Source organism: Bordetella genomosp. 7 (assembly GCF_002261415.1).
GTDB lineage: Bacteria > Pseudomonadota > Gammaproteobacteria > Burkholderiales > Burkholderiaceae_B > Bordetella_A.
The window spans coordinates 125,692-143,901 of the sequence record NZ_NEVI01000014.1; the positions used below are offsets into that span (position 1 = coordinate 125,692).

At 66.6% G+C, this 18,210-nt stretch carries 16 protein-coding genes; 7 read left to right on the plus strand and 9 right to left on the minus strand.

The genetic code is table 11. The annotated features are described in order from the left end of the window. Positions 1–99: 99 nt before the first annotated feature. From CAL18_RS07540 to CAL18_RS07550, 3 genes are all read right to left on the minus strand, one after another. Positions 100–2,724: an AAA family ATPase gene (locus CAL18_RS07540; protein WP_094817629.1), complete on the minus strand. Its 2,625-nt coding sequence runs from the start codon at positions 2,722–2,724 to the stop codon at positions 100–102. Continuing rightward, positions 2,721–3,839, minus strand: a complete 1,119-nt coding sequence (locus tag CAL18_RS07545; RefSeq protein WP_026637926.1) for a metallophosphoesterase family protein — start codon at positions 3,837–3,839, stop codon at positions 2,721–2,723. The genes CAL18_RS07540 and CAL18_RS07545 overlap by 4 nt, the downstream gene beginning before the upstream one ends. A 103-nt stretch (positions 3,840–3,942) precedes the next feature. Next, entirely contained in the window at positions 3,943–5,247 is a 1,305-nt protein-coding gene (locus CAL18_RS07550; protein ID WP_094817630.1) for a D-amino acid dehydrogenase, read from the minus strand. A 138-nt stretch (positions 5,248–5,385) separates the two neighbouring features. Here CAL18_RS07550 and CAL18_RS07555 point away from each other — a divergent pair, with 138 nt between their 5' ends. From CAL18_RS07555 to CAL18_RS07570, 4 genes are all read left to right on the plus strand, one after another. Beyond that, positions 5,386–5,856, plus strand: a complete 471-nt coding sequence (locus CAL18_RS07555) for a winged helix-turn-helix transcriptional regulator (protein WP_026637928.1) — start codon at positions 5,386–5,388, stop codon at positions 5,854–5,856. A gap of 10 nt (positions 5,857–5,866) precedes the next feature. Next, positions 5,867–6,622: a DUF502 domain-containing protein gene (locus CAL18_RS07560; RefSeq protein ID WP_432759137.1), complete on the plus strand. Its 756-nt coding sequence runs from the start codon at positions 5,867–5,869 to the stop codon at positions 6,620–6,622. Positions 6,623–6,667: 45 nt separating this feature from the next. After that, entirely contained in the window at positions 6,668–7,261 is a 594-nt protein-coding gene (locus tag CAL18_RS07565; RefSeq protein ID WP_026637930.1) for a restriction endonuclease, read from the plus strand. Between the two features lie 61 nt (positions 7,262–7,322). Next, the gene (locus CAL18_RS07570) at positions 7,323–8,474 is read left to right on the plus strand and encodes a hypothetical protein (protein WP_231494509.1); all 1,152 of its coding nucleotides are present in this window, start codon (positions 7,323–7,325) and stop codon (positions 8,472–8,474) included. A 325-nt stretch (positions 8,475–8,799) separates the two neighbouring features. Here the strand turns inward: CAL18_RS07570 and CAL18_RS07575 are convergent, their stop codons facing one another. The 6 genes from CAL18_RS07575 to CAL18_RS07600 all read right to left on the minus strand — a co-directional run bounded on the left by CAL18_RS07575 (position 8,800) and on the right by CAL18_RS07600 (position 14,800). Further along, complete coding sequence (locus tag CAL18_RS07575) at positions 8,800–10,530, minus strand: ABC transporter substrate-binding protein (protein WP_026637931.1); 1,731 nt, start codon at positions 10,528–10,530, stop codon at positions 8,800–8,802. A gap of 99 nt (positions 10,531–10,629) precedes the next feature. Continuing rightward, a complete protein-coding gene (locus CAL18_RS07580; RefSeq protein ID WP_026637932.1) occupies positions 10,630–10,938 on the minus strand; it encodes a DUF2160 domain-containing protein in 309 nt (102 codons plus the stop codon). 17 nt (positions 10,939–10,955) lie between these two features. Continuing rightward, on the minus strand, positions 10,956–11,768 hold the full coding sequence (locus tag CAL18_RS07585) for a carbohydrate ABC transporter permease (protein ID WP_094796609.1): 813 nt from the start codon (positions 11,766–11,768) through the stop codon (positions 10,956–10,958). Further along, positions 11,761–12,642: a carbohydrate ABC transporter permease gene (locus tag CAL18_RS07590; protein ID WP_026637934.1), complete on the minus strand. Its 882-nt coding sequence runs from the start codon at positions 12,640–12,642 to the stop codon at positions 11,761–11,763. The genes CAL18_RS07585 and CAL18_RS07590 overlap by 8 nt, the downstream gene beginning before the upstream one ends. Beyond that, a complete protein-coding gene (locus CAL18_RS07595) occupies positions 12,639–13,724 on the minus strand; it encodes an ABC transporter ATP-binding protein (RefSeq protein WP_094817632.1) in 1,086 nt (361 codons plus the stop codon). The genes CAL18_RS07590 and CAL18_RS07595 overlap by 4 nt, the downstream gene beginning before the upstream one ends. After that, the gene (locus tag CAL18_RS07600) at positions 13,724–14,800 is read right to left on the minus strand and encodes an ABC transporter ATP-binding protein (RefSeq protein WP_094817633.1); all 1,077 of its coding nucleotides are present in this window, start codon (positions 14,798–14,800) and stop codon (positions 13,724–13,726) included. The genes CAL18_RS07595 and CAL18_RS07600 overlap by 1 nt, the downstream gene beginning before the upstream one ends. Before the next feature lie 136 nt (positions 14,801–14,936). Here CAL18_RS07600 and CAL18_RS07605 point away from each other — a divergent pair, with 136 nt between their 5' ends. From CAL18_RS07605 to CAL18_RS07615, 3 genes are all read left to right on the plus strand, one after another. Continuing rightward, positions 14,937–15,752, plus strand: a complete 816-nt coding sequence (locus tag CAL18_RS07605) for a DeoR/GlpR family DNA-binding transcription regulator (protein ID WP_170940301.1) — start codon at positions 14,937–14,939, stop codon at positions 15,750–15,752. Between the two features lie 37 nt (positions 15,753–15,789). After that, complete coding sequence (locus tag CAL18_RS07610) at positions 15,790–17,388, plus strand: glycerol-3-phosphate dehydrogenase/oxidase (protein WP_094817635.1); 1,599 nt, start codon at positions 15,790–15,792, stop codon at positions 17,386–17,388. Between the two features lie 119 nt (positions 17,389–17,507). Beyond that, the gene (locus CAL18_RS07615) at positions 17,508–18,209 is read left to right on the plus strand and encodes a TetR/AcrR family transcriptional regulator (protein ID WP_094817636.1); all 702 of its coding nucleotides are present in this window, start codon (positions 17,508–17,510) and stop codon (positions 18,207–18,209) included. Position 18,210 lies beyond the last annotated feature (1 nt).

Genomic DNA, 18,210 nt, shown 5'->3' on the forward strand with positions numbered 1-18,210 from the left:
CATACCGATGTTTGAACCGTCCTCGAAGGTGTCAGACACCGCCGTACCGACGCTTGCTCCGAAGGTGTCAGACACCGCCGTACCGATGCTTGAACCGTCCTACGCGGGAACAGACCGGATGCCCACGCCCATGTCCTGCCAGGCTTGGGGGTGGCAGGTAAAAAGCAGCACCTGGTGGCGCGATGCCGCGTCGTAGAGCGCGCGTTTCATCAATTCGCGGCGCTTTTCGTCCGCGTGCACCAGGGTGTCGTCCAGCACCAGCAAGGTAGGACGCCCGGCCTGCTGCAGCAGGTCGGCATATGCCAGGCGCGCCAGCACCCCCAGCTGTTCGCGCGTGCCGAAACTTAACGCATCGAGCGCATCTTCGCCGCCCCCGCGGGCCAGCGCCGCGGGCGTCAGCGTCTCATCCAGGCGCGATTGCGCACCGGGAAACAGCAGACCCACATAGTGCTGCAGCCGCCGCGCCAGCGGATCCAGAAGCCGCTGCGTGGCCGCCGCCCGCCCTTCTGCGAGCAAGCGCCAGAGCAGGTCCAGGGCCTGTGCGCGCGCGGCAAACTCGTCGCGACGCCTGGCCAAGCGCTGGGCATCGGCCTGCGCCTGCAGCAGCTGTTCGCCCAGCCCCTGGGCCTGCGCCTGCTCAAGCTTGCCCTGCAGCTGCAGCAGTTCGGCATGGCGACGCTCTTGTTCGGCGCGCGCCAGCACTGCCGACTGTTCGTAGCGTTGCACATCTTGCTGGATCAGTTCGGGCTGGTGCGCCTGCAGGGCGGCCTGCGCCTCGTGCACGCGACGCGCCAGCGTGTCCCGCCCCGCTCGCACTTCGACCAGCCTGGCGCTGCGCTGGTCACGCTGCTCGGCCCGCGTGGCGCTGTGGAACTCGCGCTGCTGCGCCATCCATTGGTCGTGCAGCACCTGTGCGCGCGCTCGCAGGGTATCCAGATAGGTGCGCGCATGCACCACGCCTTGCGCGGCCTGGTCGGCCTCGCCGGTTGCGTCACGCTGGGCCTGCTGCGCCTGCGCCAGATCCGCGACGGGCTGGCGGGGTTCGGGCAGGCGCTCGCGCAAGCCCTGCAGCTGCGCGCGCCGCTCCTGGGCTTGCGCACGGGCGGCATGCAGAGCGTCTGTGCCGTCCGGCGCCTGGATGCGCAGGTATTTGTCCGCCAGATCGAGATCGCGGCGTGCCTGCTCGTAGGCCGCGGCGCGCGATTCGGCAGCAGCAAGGTCGTCGGCCTGCAGGCGTGCGAGCAAGGCGCCGCGCTCGCCCAACGCCGTCTGCAACGCGGCCTGCACCGCAGGCAGGTCGCGCCCGCCCGGCTCGATGCGCAATGTACCGACGCCGGGGATGCGCAGCGCAACGGCCTCGACCAGCAGCGTGTCGCCGACTCCGGCCAGGGCGGCGCCGTCCAGATCGATTTGCTGGCCGCCTTGCAGGTCGTACTGCAGTCGCGTCGCGCCGGCGCGCTGCTGCGTCTGCAACTGGACAATGCGCTGTTCCAGTTCGCGCAACGCGCGCAAGGCCTGCATATCGATAGCCAGGCTTGCCACGGTGCGCTGCAACTGCTGTCGCTGCTCCTGGATCTGCGCGGCCTGCGCAATGGCGTCATCCAGCCTGCGCAGGTCGTCATCGAGCCGGCTCAGTTGCGCGTCGCAATCCTGCCGTTGCGCCGCCTGGTGCGCCGCGGCAACTTGCGCCTGGCACTGCGCCAGGCGCTCGCCGGCCTGCTGCTGCAATTGCTGGGCGCGCTCGAGCGCCGCGCCGGCCGGCTCGATTTCGGCGGCTGCCGCCTCGGCCTTGGCCTGCAGCTCGCGCAGCACCTCGCCGTCGCGCTGGTCGCGCTGGACCTGGTCGTGCAGCAGCGACAGCGTGTCGTCGGCTTGCGCGAGCTCGCGCTGCAAACCGGCCAGCGCCTCGCGCTCGCGGCTGATCTCGGCAAGCCGTGCGCGCGCCTGCGCGGCCCGCTGCTCGAGCTCGAGCCATGGCTGTTCTTGCTGTGCCTTGTCGTAGTCGCGCCGCAGTTCGGCAAGCCGGTCGACATCGGCGTCCAGCGCGCCCTTGGCGGCAGCGAGCGCCTCGGCTTTCTGCATCGCCTGCAGGAAGGCGTCTTCTGCGTCGCGATAAGCCCCCTTGGGCCGGCCGCTGCGCGCGTCGCGCAACGCGGCGCGTTCGGCTTCGACGCGCTCGTACAGGTAATCGCCGTCGGCGCCGGCAAGCTCGCCTGTCAGTCGCGTCAGGGCGTCGCGCAAATGCGCCTGCGCATGCGCGGCCGGCTCGGCCAGGTTCTGCCCTTCGCCTTGCGCGATCCACAGCAAGCCCGGTATGCCGCCATGTTCGGGGCGACTGCTCCCCTTGGCCGGAAATTCGAACCCCAGCAGGCTGGCCAGCGCGGTTTCGGCGGCCTCGCCTTCGTGGCGCTCGGCGCCGCCGTCGACCAGCAGCTCGCAGCGCGCGCGGCTGAGAAACGATTTGCGCAGCAGGTAGCGACGGCCGGCGTGCTCGAAATCGATCTCGATGGACGGCCGGGCGCCCTGCATGCCCCACGGAGCCAGGTCGGCCACCTTGGTGGTCTTGTAGCGTTCCAGAAACGCCGCCCGGATCGCCGCCACGAACGTGCTCTTGCCCGCCTCGTTGGGGCCGGCAATGACGTTCAGCCCGTCGGCCAGATCGTCCAGCGCCGCGCCGCTGCGAAATCTGCGGAACTCTTCAATGGCTATGCGGCGCAGTTTCATGGCGTCTGCTCCCGCTCGCGCTGGAACTGCACCAGCAGGCGCAGCGCCTGCCGGGCCGGCGCAGCCTGCGTGGGGTCATCCTGCAACGCCTGCAATTGCGCCGCGACTTCGGCCACGTAGCCGCTCGCACCCAGCGCGGCCAGATCCTGCATGTGGGGCGTCAGGGATACCTGCTCGGCGTCCAGCAGCAAGGCCCGCGCACGGGCCGTGGCGCGCGCAATGGCGTCCTGCAGTGCATCCCAGGCGTCCAGAGGCAGCTGGCCGGACAGTTCCACGCGCAGCACATCGTCCGGGCCCACGGCCTGCAGCCGGTGCGCGAGCGCTTCGGCGTCCGACGGCAACACCAGCGATTCGGCCCATTGCTGCCAGCGATACCGGGCCACCGGCAACTGCTCGACCACGGGCACTGCGCCGGGCCCGGGTATGCGCACGTCCAGCACGCAGCCGGAGGCATTGGCCCGGAACCGGTCGGGCTCCGGCGTGCCCGAATACCAGGTTCGCGCATCGATCTGCAGACATCCGTGCCAATCGCCCAGGGCCAGGTAGTCCAGGCCAGCGCGGCTGGCCCGGTCGGCGGCGACCGGGTTGGCGGAATCCACGGCATCCGGCAGCCGGCCGGCGACGCTGCCGTGCGCAAGCCCCACCCGTATGCGCCCCGCCTCGGCGGCCAGCGTATCGAATACGGCGGTGGTGTCATCGTAGGTGTGGCGTTGCGTGAGCGGCGCGGCCAGCACGGCCAGGTTCAGGTCCGGGAAATCGACCAGGGCGGGCCGCAGGGGGATATGTACGTTGGGCCTGACGCAGCCCAGCTGACGCGCCCGCGTCCAGACACTGTCGGCGAGCGCCGCGTCGTGGTTCCCGGCAATCAGCACCCACGGACCGGAATACGCGTCCAGTGCGTCGAACAGCCTGCGGATGCTGCGGTCGGACACGGCCTGGGTATCGAACACGTCGCCGGCCACCAGCACCGCATCGACCCGCCGCTGGGCAGCCAATGCCGCAATGCGGCCAACTGCCTCGTAGCGGGCCTCGGCCAGCATGGCGGCATCATCGTTATCGAACTGGCCGTACTGCCGGCCGATCTGCCAGTCGGCGGTATGTAGAAGGTGGATCACGCGTCGTTACCCGGGTAGTGCCTGCGCCTGACGGCGGCCATGCGCGATTGTGGCACAAGGCCGGCGCAGATCGCGCCGGCCGGGGAAGTTGCGTGGCGGCGCGCTACGCCGCCGAACGCGCGCCCAGCGGTTCGCGGCCCGCCCGCAGGCGCGAGGCCCCGTAGCGCGACAGGTCGAGGTCGTCGGCGCGTATGGCGGGCTGGTGCCCGGTGACCAGGTCGGCCACCAGCTTGCCGGATCCGCAGGCCATGGTCCAGCCCAGCGTGCCATGCCCCGTATTGAGAAACAGGTTGGCATAGCGCGTGGGGCCCACGATGGGCGTGCTGTCGGGCGTCATGGGGCGCAGCCCGGTCCAGAATTCCGCCTGGGACACGTCGCCGCACCCGGGATACAGGTCGGTGACCACGCGTTCGAGCGTACGACGGCGTGCCGGCTTGAGGCTCAAGTCGAACCCTGCGAGCTCGGCCATGCCGCCGACGCGGATACGGTTGTCGAAACGAGTAATGGCCACTTTGTAGGTTTCATCCAGCACCGTGGACACCGGCGCGGCATCGGCCTGGGCCAGGGGCACCGTAAGGGAATATCCCTTGACCGGGTAGACCGGCAGATCCAGCCCCAGCGGCGCCAGAAAACCCCGGGTATAGCTGCCGAACGCCGCGACATAGCGGTCGGCCGACAGCAGTTCGCCATCCACCTGCACGCCCTGCACCTGAGCGCCGGCCGTTTGCAGGCCCTGCACTTGCTGGCCATGGCGGAACTCGACGCCCAGGTCGGCCGCCATCTGCGCGAGCCGGCGCGTGAACAGACGGCAGTCGCCGGTTTCGTCGTTGGGCAGACGCAAACCGCCCGCCAGCTTATGGGCGCTGCGGGCCAGGGCCGGCTCGGCTGTCTGCAGGCGTGCGCGGTCGAGCAGCTCGTAGGGCACGCCGCAGCGCTCGAGCACCTGGATGTCACGCTGCGCGGCGGCAAACTGGGCGGGGGTGCGGAACAGCTGCAGCGTGCCCAAAGCGCGTTGTTCGTACTGGATGCCGGTCTCGGTCCGCAGTTCGCGCAGGCAATCACGGCTGTATTCGGCCAGGCGCAGCATGCGCTCTTTATTGACGGCATAGCGGCTGGCGGAACAATTGGCCAGCATCGCCGCCATCCAGCGCCACTGGTACAGGGTGCCGTCGGGCCGTATGGCCAGCGGCGCGTCTTTCTGGAACAACCATTTCAGGGCCTTGAGCGGAATGCCCGGCGCCGCCCAGGGGGTGGAATAGCCGGGCGAGACCTGGCCGGCATTGGCGTAGCTGGTTTCGCTGGCGGCCTCGGGCTGGCGATCCAGCACCGTTACCCTGGCGCCGTGCCGCGCGAGGTAGTAAGCGGTTGTCACGCCGATGACGCCGGCGCCCAGGACGATGACATGCATAAGAAATTCCGTTTTAGACAGGCCACACTGATAAACAAATAGTCTAGGAGCGATGCGGCAGTGAAAAGCACTAAAATCGGCGGCCCCGATTCAATTTTTTACTGGCGGCATGGCCTTTAAGCGCCCTGCAAGAGTGAAATGCGCGAACTCGACCGTACCGACCTGAAAATTCTCGATATCCTGCAGCGCGACGGGCGGATGTCCATTACCGACCTGGCCGAGCGCGTCAACCTGTCGGCCACGCCATGTTCCGAGCGCGTCAAGCGCCTGGAACGCGAAGGCGTCATCTCGGGCTATTACGCTCGCGTCAATCCGGCGGCCCTGGGTCGCAATTTGCTGGTGTTCCTGGAAATCAAGCTGTCGGCCAAGTCGGGCGACATGTTCGACCGCGTCAAGCAGGAACTGCTTTACGTGCCCGAAGTCATGGAATGCCACCTGGTGTCGGGCGATTTCGACTATCTGGTAAAGGCCCGGCTGACCGAAATGAACGAATACCGGCGGCTGTTGGGCGAGATCCTGAAGCGCCTGCCGGCCTCGGCCGAGTCGCGCAGCTATGTCGTGATGGAAGAAATCAAGGAAACTCTGTTCCTGCCGACCTACAGCCACTGAGGATCGCGACATGCCCGCCCCTAAGCCTTACCGGAAACTCATTTCCATGACACGCCTGTCCCGATACTTTTTTCGCGGTCTGATTACCTTATTGCCGATCGCACTGACGATCTACGTTCTGTATATCCTGCTTTCCTGGACCGAACGTGTGGCCATGGCGCTGCTCAGCCCGTTCATCGGCAGTTTCTACATACCCGGCATGGGCCTGGGCCTGGGCATACTGGGCATCCTGCTGGTGGGGTACCTGGTCTCGAAGGAACGCGTGCAGCGTGTGTTCCTGCTGGTGGAAATGCCGTTCACCAACATACCGGTGGTCAAGAGCATCTATTCGTCGCTCAAGAGCTTTGCCGACTATTTCTCGCCCAGCGCCAAGACCGACACTCAGCACGTGGTGGTGTTGCGCATCCCCGGGCAGCCCCTGGAACTGGTCGGGCTGATTACACGCCGCGGCACGGCCGGGCTGCCGGAAGGTTTTTTACCGGGCGAGCGCGTGGCGGTGTATCTGCCCATGGGATACATGATCGGCGGCTACACGGTGTTCGTGCCCACCGAATGGGTCAACCCCATCGACATGTCGGTCGAAGAAGCCATGCGCGCCTCGCTGATCGCATGGATGGCGCGCGCCCCGGACGGGTCGGCAAGTGCGGCGCCCCAACCGGCCGCTCCCGCGGGCACGCCGACGCCTGCCGCCGCCCCGGCCGAACCCGCTGAACCCGCCGCGCCGGCCCCGGGGCCGGCCGCCTCGTCGGACGCGCCTCGCCCGTGACGGGTCGGCGCCGCAGTCAACCGGAACACTGAATAGGAACATTGCATGAAGTTCATGGCCAGGAATTCGCTGTTCGGTATCTTGCTGCGCTCGCCGTGGTGGATCAGCCTAGTGATCGCGACCGCGCTGGTGGTGGTTGCGGTGGCGGCAGTGCCGCCGGCGTACGCGGCATTTCCGGCATTCGGCGCCATTCCGTTCCTTGTGATCGCCGGGATCGCCGCCTGGAAGCAACGCGGCAAACCGTCGGCGGCGCGCGTCGAGCAGACCGCCGCGACCTTGGCCGCCCTGCCCTGGCCGGCCTTTGCCGACGTGCTCGAAGCCGCCCTGCGCCGCGACGGCTGCGAGGTCACCCGGCTGGACGGCAAGGCCGCCGATTTCGCGCTGACCCGCGCCGGCGGCGCCCGGGCGCTGCTTTCCGCGCGGCGCTGGAAGGCTGCGCACACGGGCGTCGAACCTCTGCAACGCCTGCACGCCGCACTGGCGGCCGCCGGCGCCGGGGAAGGCATTTACGTATCCCTGGGTACGCCATCGGCCCCCGCGCGGGAGTTCGCGGCACGGCACAGCATCCGCTTCATGGATGCCGAGTCGCTGGCGCGCCTGTTGCCGCGGGGGATACCGCAAGTTTCCGCTCAACGGTAGAATCTGGCGCCACACGGCGCCGCCATCAGCCCCCCACTGCGCCGGCAAGCGGAGCCGACGCATGCCCCACACCGACACGCCCCCCGACATCGCCGCGCGGCAAGGCATACGCATCGAGACTGCCCACGAGCGAGCCCTGCCTGCCGAACGCGACGCCGCGCTTGCCATGTTGCGCGCATGGGGCTTGCACCCGTACTTCGTGGCGCTGCCCGACGGGCCCTGCGCCGTGCAGTTCGAGCCCGCGCCCGCCCTGCTGAAACTGGCGCCGCAACGCGATACCACCGGCCTTTGCACGGCGCTGGGCCTGGACACGAATGGCAATGCCGACGACCTGGCGCGCGAAATCGTGCTGGCGATGCTGCTGGGACCTGAGCCGTTTCCGTTTCCCGGGGCGGCAGAAATGCGCAGCGCGGTGCGGATACGCCAGCATATTGTCCAGGCCGCCCGCAAGACGGCCCTGGCGTTCGACACCGAACACGCCGAGCGCCCGGCGGGGTACTGGCGCTACGACGACGCGCGCGGTTTCACGATCGAACCCGGCGTGTCACTGATCGACGCGCTGCGCAAGGCCACGCAGCCGGAAGCGTCGGGCAAGTTGTATTCGTTTTCGTGCTACCGGGCCACAGAATACGTGACGCTGCTGGGCATTGCGCTTGAACTGCAGGCAGCGCACCCGGCGCTGTACGAGCGCCTGCAGAAGCAGTGGGAAACGCGGGCCATCATGTCTGGGCAGTTCCACGAGGTGTTCCTGCGCGAGTACGGCTCGATGCAGCACCCGTTGCCGTCCAGGTATTACGTGCCGGGCGATCGCCTGTGGTTCCGCAACCCCGACGCGCATTCATCCAATGTCGAGGGCTACGAAGGGTCTTGGGTGTTTTACCTGGGCGGCGGGTTGTTCAACAACTTCTGGAAGCGCGACCGGCCGTATACGCTGGCCGCGAAATGCGTCGAAATCTACCATTGGCGTGACGCGGCGCAGCGGGATGCGCAGGGCCGGCTCATGCTCGACGAAGCCATTGTCGAAGAACACGCGGCACGCACCTTGGGCGACCCGGCTGCATTGGACAGCGTACTGGCGCGCATGCTGCGGCGGCGCGATCCGCAGGGCGTGTACGCGGACGGCGGCTGTATCGACGCCACCCGCGAATGCGCGCTATGGGTGCTGCCCGGCACGGCCCGGATCGCACTGCCGGATGTGGGGGAAGGTGTCTGACACCCTACGGGAGTCAGACACCGGCGTGGCAGAGGTGGGGCGTACTGCCGGCCGGGTATTCATGCCGCGATACGAGGGTACCTGGCCTCCTTGGATATGGTGGTGTCTGACACCCTTCGCGGATGTGGGGGAAGGTGTCTGACACCCTACGGGAATCAGACACCGGAGGGGCAGTGGAAGGCAGTCAGACGCCGCAGGCGGAGAGAAAAGGTGTCTGACTCCCGTAGGGTGTCAGACACCTTCCGCGCGAGAGACACCCTGGGTGCGCGAGACACCTTCCGTGCAAAAGACCCCCTGGGTGCGCGAGACGCCTTCCACGCGCGGATCAACGCACTTTGCCGGCCTTCCAGGCTTGCAGCAGCTGGTCGTACGGAATGGTCTGGCCTTGCGGTTTCTCGTTGGCCAGTTTCTTCCAGGGTGCGTGCTCATCGGACAGCCACTTCGACGGGTCGCTCTTCTTGTTGAGCTTGGGCGCGCACTGGGCCATGCCGGCGCGCTCAAGACGGGCCATCACGCGGTCCATTTCGTCGGCAAGGTTATCCATGGCCTGCTGCGGGGTCTGTTCGCCCGTGACCGCCGTGGCGACATTCTTCCACCACAATTGCGCCAGCTTGGGATAGTCGGGCACGTTGTTGCCCGTGGGGGTCCAGGCCACGCGCGCCGGGCTGCGATAGAACTCTATCAGCCCGCCGTAGCGGTCGGCATTTTCCGTAAAGTAATCGCTGTTGATGTCGCTGTCTCGAATGAAAGTCAGCCCGGTTATCGATTTTTTCAGCGACACGGTCTTGGACGTGACGAACTGCGCATACAGCCACGCGGCGGCCAGCCGGTCAGGATCGGTGGACTTGAAGAAGGTCCACGACCCCACGTCCTGGTAGCCGTTCTGCATGCCCTCTTTCCAGTAGGGCCCGTAAGGCGACGGCGCCATGCGCCACTTGGGCGTGCCGTCTTCGTTGACGACCGGCAGGCCTTTCTTGGTCATGTCCGCGGTAAAGGCGGTGTACCAGAAGATCTGCTGGGCGATCTGGCCCTGCGCCGGCACGGGACCGGACTCGGAGAAGGTCATGCCCATGGCCTGCGGCGGCGCGTATTTCTTCATCCAGTCGACGTACTTGGTCAGCGCATACACCGCGGCCGGACTGTTGGTGGCCCCGCCGCGCGCCACAGACGCGCCCACCGGCGTGCATTTATCGTCGGCCACGCGTATGCCCCATTCGTCGACCGGCATGCCGTTGGGCAGCCCTTTGTCGGCCGCGCCTGCCATCGACAGCCAGGCGTCGGTAAAGCGCCACCCCAGCGACGGATCTTTCTTGCCGTAGTCCATGTGGCCATAGACCTTCTTGCCATCGAGTTCCTTTACATCGTTGGTAAAGAAGTCGGCAATGTCTTCGTAGGCCGACCAGTTGGTCGGCACGCCCAGGTCATATCCGTACTTGGCCTTGAACTTCTCGCGCAGGTCCGGACGCGCGAACCAGTCGGCGCGGAACCAGTACACATTGGCGAACTGCTGGTCCGGCAGCTGATACAGCTTGCCGTCGGGCGCGGTGGTGAACTTCGTGCCGATGAAGTCGTTCAAGTCCAGGCCCGGGTTCGTCCACTCTTTGCCCGCGCCGGCGATATAGTCCGACAGCGGCAGGATCGCGCCATAGCGATAATGCGTGCCGATCAGGTCCGAGTCGGAGATCCAGCCGTCGTAGATCGACTTGCCCGACTGCATCGACGTCTGCAGCTTCTCGACCACGTCGCCTTCCTGGATGAGATCGTGGTTGACCTTGATGCCGGTGATCTCGGTGAAAGCCCGCGCCAGCGTCTTGGATTCGTACTCGTGGGTCGTGATGGTCTCGGACACCACATTGACCTCGTTGACGCCCTTGGCCTTGAGCTTGGCGGCCGCTTCGATGAACCATTGCATTTCGGCCAGCTGCTGATCCTTTGATAACGTCGACGGCTGAAATTCGGCGTCCACCCATTTCTGGGCCTCGGGCATTGCTGCCCATGCGGCCGAGCACCCCATCAGGGCGATGCTTGCCGCCACGGCTTGCCTGCGCAGTTTCATGACCTTGCTCCTCGATGTACCTTCCCCTTTTGCTGCGGACCGGGCCTGGGAAGACATGGCCGACGGTCGTCTCACAACTCGTTATCGGAACGGCAACAGCTATCCTTTGCGCATGATCCACGCCAGCACCAGCATCGACACCGCGAAACTGATCCAGACCGTGGGCGGGTCGTCGAGCCCGAACCAATCCATCAGGTGCTCGCCCAGGCCCACATAGGCCAGGTTCACCCACGCCGCCGCCATCAGCCCGATGAACAGGCGATCGCCACGCGTGGTAGCAATAGGCAGGAACCCCTTGCGCAGCCGTGTGGGCGATTTGAGTTCCCACACCGTCATGCCGGCCAGCATCAGCACGATGCAGGCAAAAAACACTGCCACCGGCGTTGTCCATACCATCCAGTCGAACATGCCCGTCCTCCGCGTCGCTATACCCGGCCCATCGCAAAACCCTTGGCGATGTAGTGCCGGACGAACCAGATCACGATGCCCCCGGGCACGATCGTCAGCACGCCCGCCGCCGCCAGCACGCCCCAGTCCATGCCGGATGCCGACACGGTGCGCGTCATGGTGGCCACGATGGGCTTGGCGTTGACCGAGGTCAGCGTGCGGGCCAGCAGCAGCTCGACCCAGCTGAACATGAAGCAGAAAAAGGCGGCGACTCCCACGCCCGATTTGATCAGCGGCAGGAAGATCGTCAGGAAGAAACGCGGGAACGAATAACCGTCGACGTACGCGGTTTCATCGATCTCGCGCGGGACGCCCGACATGAAGCCTTCGAGTATCCATACGGCCAGGGGCACGTTGAACACCAGGTGCGCCAATGCGACCGCCAGGTGCGTGTCCATCAACCCCAGCGAGCTGTACAGCTGGAAGAACGGCAGCAAGAACACCGCGGGCGGCGTCATGCGATTGGTAAGCAGCCAGAAAAACACATGCTTGTCGCCGATGAAGCGGTAGCGCGAAAACGCATACGCCGCGGGCAGCGCCACCGCCAGCGACACGACGGTGTTGATGGCCACATAGATCAGCGAGTTGATATACCCCGAATACCAGGCCGGATCCGTGAAGATGGTGCGGTAGTGGTCCAGGGTGAAATTGCGCGGCCAGAACGTAAGCGTGCTGACGATCTCGGTATTGGTCTTGAACGACATGTTCAACATCCAATACAGCGGCAGGATGGCGAACACCAGGTACAACACCAGGAACGCCGCGCGCCCGACGGTGAATCGATCACTCATGTCCGGTCTCCTCGGCTGCGGTGCCGGCCCGCAACATCCAGTTGTACAGGATGAAGCACAGCAGCAGGATAATCAGGAAATACACAATAGAGAACGCCGCCGCAGGCCCCAGGTCGAACTGTCCCACGGCCTTCTGCGTCAGGTACTGCGACAGGAAGGTCGTGGCGTTGCCTGGCCCGCCGCCAGTCAGCACGAAAGGCTCGGTGTAGATCATGAAGCTGTCCATGAAGCGCAGCAGCACCGCGATCATGAGCACGCCGCGCAGTTTCGGCAGCTGGATGTAGCGGAACACGGCCACGCGCGACGCGCCATCGATGCGCGCGGCCTGGTAATAGGCTTCGGGGATGGCGCGCAAGCCGGCATAGCACAGCAGCGCGACCAGCGGCGTCCAATGCCAGACGTCCATGGCCAGCACGGTCAGCCAGGCATCCAGAGGATGGCCGGTGTAGTGATAATCGACGCCCAGCCAGGTGAGCGCCGCGCCCATCAGCCCGATATCGGTGCGGCCGAATACCTGCCAGATGGTGCCCACCACGTTCCACGGAATCAGCAGCGACAGCGCAATGATCACCAGCACGGCCGATGCGCGCCAGCCCGATGCGGGCATGCACAGCGCCAGCAGGATTCCAAGCGGGACTTCGATCGCCAGCACGGCCAGCGAAAACCCGATCTGCCGCAGCAAGGCCCCGTGCAGTTCCTCGTCCTGCAGCACCATGGCATACCATTCGGTGCCGACAAAGACCCGGCGATCCGGCGCGATGATGTCCTGCACCGAATAGTTCACGATGGTCATCAGCGGCAGGATCGCCGAGAAGGCCACGCAGATCACCACCGGCAGCACCAGCAGCCAGGCGCGTTGATTGATGGGCTTCATGTCAGGCGCTCCTCGTTGCGGTAGAAGCAGGTATGCGGATTCACCAGCGGCAGCCACGCCGTATCGCCGACGGCGGGAGCGTGGCCCGCCGCGGCGCGCGCCCGCAGCACGGCGCCCTGGAAATCGCCGGTAAGCAGCAAATAGGTGCCCAGGTCCTGCACGCGCGTGATGCGCACCGGCACCGCGCCCTGCGCATGCGGTTCGCAAGGCTGCAGGTATTCGGGCCGCACACCCAGCTGCAGCGTGTCGGCGCCCGCCAGTACATCGGCCTGGCCGGGCGACAGGCCGGCAAGGCGGTATCCGCCGACTTCCAGGGCGCCCTCGCGCCACTGCGCCGGCAGGAAGTTCATGCCGGGCGAGCCGATGAAATGTCCCACGAAAGTATGCGCGGGCCGCTCGAACAAGTCGCCCGGCGTGCCGATCTGCACCGCCTTGCCGCGCGACATCACCACCACATGTTCGGCAAACGTCAGCGCCTCGGTCTGATCGTGCGTCACATAAATCAGCGTCAGCTTGAGCTCTTGGTGGATCTCTTTCAGCTTGCGCCGCAGCTGCCACTTGAGGTGGGGATCGATGACGGTGAGCGGCTCGTCAAACAGCACGGCGGACACGTCGCTGCGCACCAGCCCGCGTCCCAGCGAAATTTTCTGCTTGGCGTCGGCCGCCAGTCCGCTGGCGCGGCGGTCCAGCAGCGCGGACAGTTCCAGCATTTCGGCGATGCGGCCCACGCGCTCGCGGATATGCGCCGGCGGCATGCCGCGGTTGCGCAACGGAAACGCCAGATTCTGCGCCACCGTCATGGTGTCGTACACCACCGGAAACTGGAATACCTGGGCGATATTGCGCTGCTGGGGGGTCAGACCGGTGACGTCACGCCCGTCGAACAATATGCGGCCCTGCGACGGGCGCAACAGCCCCGACACGCAGTTCAGCAGCGTTGTCTTCCCGCAGCCCGACGGCCCGAGCAGCGCGTACGCTCCGCCGTCCCGGAAGGTGAAATGCAATGGCAGCAAAGCGTAATCGTCGTCGCTGCGCGGGTTGCGCACATACGAATGCGCCAGGTCGAGTTCAATGGCCGCCATCAGCCTGCCTCCCCGGGGCCGCCGGCAGCCAGCAAGCGGCCATCGGCATCGAAGGCATACAGGCTGGCGGGGTCGAAGTACAGGGTCAACGCATCGTCCAACCCATGGTGGTGCACCCCGGGCAGCTGGGCCACCACGGCGCCGGCCGCCGTTTCCGCATGCAGGTAGGTGTCGGAACCGGATATCTCGGCCAGTTTCACCACGCCCGGCAAGGCCACCCGTCCCGGCGCGGGCTGCAGATGGAAGGCTCCGGCGCGCAACCCCGCCGTCAGCGTGTCCGACTCCACGCCCTGGGCCAGGCGCCGCGCGGCGGCCACGCCGCCAGGCAGCATGATGGCGTCGGCGGTGCGCTGCGCCGCGAACAGATTCATGGGCGGGTCGCTGTAGGCCAGGGCCACCCGCAGCGAGGCCGGCCGGTGAAACACCTGCGCGGCCGGACCGTACTGCAGCAGCTCCCCCGCATCGAGCACGGCCGTATAACCGCCCAGCAGCAAGGCTTCGGCGGGCTCCGTGGTGGCGTACACGACGGTGGACGCGCCGTCGGCAAACAACGCCGCCAGCTCATCGCGCAGGGCTTCGCGCAGCTTGTAGTCCAGGTTCACCAGCGGCTCGTCCAGCAGGATCAACGGCGCGTCTTTGGCCAGGGCGCGCGCCAGGGCGACCCGCTGTTGCTGTCCGCCCGACAGTTCGGCGGGATAGCGCTGCAGCAAATGCTCGATATGCAGCCGTTCGGCCATGGCCTGCACGCGGCGGGCGATGTCGGGCGCGCCGCTGAGCTTCAGCGGCGACGCGATGTTGTCGTACACCGTCATCGACGGATAGTTGATGAACTGCTGGTACACCATCGCCACGTTGCGCCTCCGCACGGGAACCCCGGTGACGTCGGCGCCGTCGACCAGCACCCTGCCCTGTGTCGGGCGATCCAGGCCTGCCATGATGCGCATCAGGCTCGTCTTGCCCGCCTGCGTGGCGCCCAGCAGCACCGTCATCGCGCCGGGCACGGGGGCCAGGCTCATGGGATACAGGTGGGTCTGCGAGCCCGCCTGCAGGGCAATCTGGTCCAGCGTCAACTGCATCGTTCTCCTCCGGGGTGGGCTGATGCACTTCGCTTTCGTTGTTTTTTTGCTTTTTTGCGTTTTACCCAACAAGCGAACGAAAAACAATCTTGCAGCGCGTCATTATTTTTCGCTTTTGTTGCTTTATGATTCGAATATGACACTGAACCCGCGCCAAAGCGCCCTGGTGGAGCTGGTCCGCTCCCAGGGGTCCGCCACCATCGAAGCCCTGGCCCGCCACTTCGGCGTCACGCTGCAAACGGTGCGGCGCGACGTCAACCTGTTGGCCGAGGCCGGGCTGCTGTCGCGCTTTCACGGCGGTGTGCGCATCGAGGCCTCCACCATCGAGAACATTGCGTACCGCAAGCGGCAAGGCCTGCACGCCGACGCCAAGCAGCGTATCGCAGATGCCGTCGCGCAAGCCGTGCCCGACGGCTGTTCGCTGATCCTGAACATCGGCACCACCACCGAAGCCATTGCGCGCGCCCTGCTGCACCACCGCGGCCTGCGAGTCATCACCAACAACCTGCACGTGGCGGACATCCTGTCGGACAACCCCGACTGCGAAGTCATTATCGCCGGCGGCGTCGTGCGGCCGCGCGACCGCGGCATCGTGGGCGAAGCCACCATCGACTTCATCCGCCAGTTCAAGGTCGACATCGGCCTGATCGGCATTTCGGGCATCGAAGCCGACGGCACGCTGCGCGACTACGACTTCCGCGAAGTGCGCGTGGCGCGCTGCATCATCGAACAGTCCCGCGAAGTCTGGCTGGCCGCCGACAGCAGCAAGTTCCAGAGACAGGCCATGGTCGAACTGGCGCACATTTCGCAGATCGACCGCTTCTTTACCGACGCATGGCCGCAAGAACCCCTTGCCCAGGCATTGCAGGAAGCCGGCGTGCGCTGCGAAATCGCCGCCGCCGGCGACCAAGCCGACGCCCCGCCCGCCATGACCGCGCACCCCGGCTCTTGAACCTTTATCCACGCCATATGCCGACCGTCTTTCCCTTATGAATCCCACCCCTGCTTCCCAGCCCATGCCGAGCCGCCCCACCCTGCTCGAAACCTTGAACGACCCGGCCGCCTGGGACGTCATCGTGATCGGCGGCGGCGCCACCGGGCTGGGCACCGCCGTGGACGCCGCAGCGCGCGGATACCGCACATTGCTGATCGAAGCGGCCGACTTCGCCAAAGGCACATCCAGCAAGGCCACTAAGCTCGTGCACGGCGGCGTGCGTTACCTGGCCCAGGGCAATATCAGCCTGGTGCGCGAGGCCCTGCACGAGCGCGGCCTGCTCAACCGCAACGCCCCCCACCTGGTGTGGCCGCTGGGCTTCGTGGTGCCCGCCTACGGCCTGTTCGACCAGCCGTTCTACGGCGCCGGCCTGAAAATGTATGACATGCTGGCCGGCAAGCTGAACCTGGCGCCCAGCCGCTGGCTGTCGCGCACCGAAACCCTGGCCCAGGCGTCCACCGTGGCGCAATCCGTGGGCGGGCGCAGGCTGCGCGGCGGCGTGCTGTATTACGACGGCCAGTTCGACGATGCGCGGCTGGCCATGGCCCTGATGCGTACGCTGTACGACCTGGGCGGCACCGCCATCAACTACGTGCGGGCCGGCGGCCTGACGCGCAACCGGCAGGGCGCCATCGACGGAGTGGTCGTGCAGGACGTACTGGGCGATACGCAATACACGCTGCGCGCCCGCTGCGTGATCAACGCCACCGGGGTGTGGGTCGACAGCGTGCGCCGCATGGACGACCCGCAGGCGCAAACCATGGTGGCGCCCAGCCAGGGCGTGCACCTGACACTGCCGCGCGACTTCCTGCCGGGCGACAAGGCCGTTCTCATTCCCAAGACCGACGACGGCCGGGTGCTGTTCGTGGTGCCCTGGAACGGTCACACCATTGTCGGCACCACCGATGCGCCGCGCGACGACCTGCCGCTGGAACCGCCGGCCAGGGACGACGAAATCACCTTTATCCTGCAGACGGCCGCCCGCTACCTGAGCCGGCAGCCCACCCGCGCCGACGTCACCAGCGTCTGGGCCGGCCTGCGTCCGCTGGTGAAAGCCACCGGAGAAGCCTCTACCAAGAGCCTGTCGCGCGAGCACACCATCGTGGTGTCGCGCGCCGGCCTGGTGACGGTAACCGGCGGCAAATGGACCACCTATCGCAAGATGGCGCAGGATGTGATCGACACCGCCATCCAGCACCAGTTGCTGCCCCAGGCGTTCTGCCGCACCGCCGAATTGCCGCTGCACGGCGCCGGCGCGCTGCCCGATGGCGTGCACTACGGCACGCCCGACAGCTACTACGGCACCGACCTGCCGGCGCTACGCGCGCTGCCGGGCCTGGATCATGTGCTGGTCAAGGCCAGCGGCCTGACCGAAGCGCACGTGCGGTTCGCCGCGCGGCACGAGCTTGCGCGCAGCGCCGAAGACGTGCTGGCGCGGCGCAATCGGGCATTGTTCCTGGACAGCCAGGCCGCCATGCTGGCCGCCCCCGAAGTCGCCCGCATCCTGGCCGAAGAATTGGGCCACGACGCGGCCTGGCAACGCGGCACGGTCGAAGACTTCGCGCGCACCGCCGCGCATTACCGCCTGGACTGACGCTGCGGCCCAGCGCAGCACCGCTGCCTGGGCCTCTTCCTGCCGCCATCGAACGGTTCGTGCCTGGCCGCGTATGCCTGCCTCTTTTAATTAACTAATTAGTTAATTAAAATGCCGCCATGACCGATGCTGCCCGCTCCCCACCTCGCAAGCCCGGCCGTCCGCGGCGCGCCGATGGCCGCGACGCCTTGCTCGATGCCGCCACGACGCTGTTCGCCTCGAAAGGGGTGGCCGGCACCACGCTTGCCCACATCGCGGTGCACGCAGGCGTCACTCCAGCCATGGTGCATTACTACTTCAAGAACCGGGATCAACTGCTCGACGTCGTGGTGGCCGAACGCCTGGGGCCCCTCATCGCTTATGTGTGGGCCCCCGCCGCCGCCGCGCAAAGCGCCGCCCCCGATCTGCGCGCCATGGCCACCCAGATCGTGACGCGCATCGTGCAATGCGCCAGCGAACGCCCGTGGCTGCCCCCGCTGTGGATGCGCGAAGTCGTCAACGAAGGCGGCATGCTGCGGGAAAGAGTATTCAGCCGTTTGCCTGTCGACCGCCTGCACGGGTTCGCCCACGCTATCCGCGCCGGGCAGGCGGCCGGCATCGTGAACCCGGGGATCGAGCCGCGCCTGGTGTTTTTGTCGATTCTGGGCATCACGATGCTGCCCATGGCCACGGCCGCGTTGTCGCAGCGCCTGTGGAAAGACGCGGACAACGCCGCGCCCGATGCCGGCACGATTATTGCCCACGCGCTCGCCTTGTTGTCCGGAGGACTGTTCACGGCTTCTGCCGCGCCACCCTCCGCCGCCTCTCATCCTGGAGCCTGAT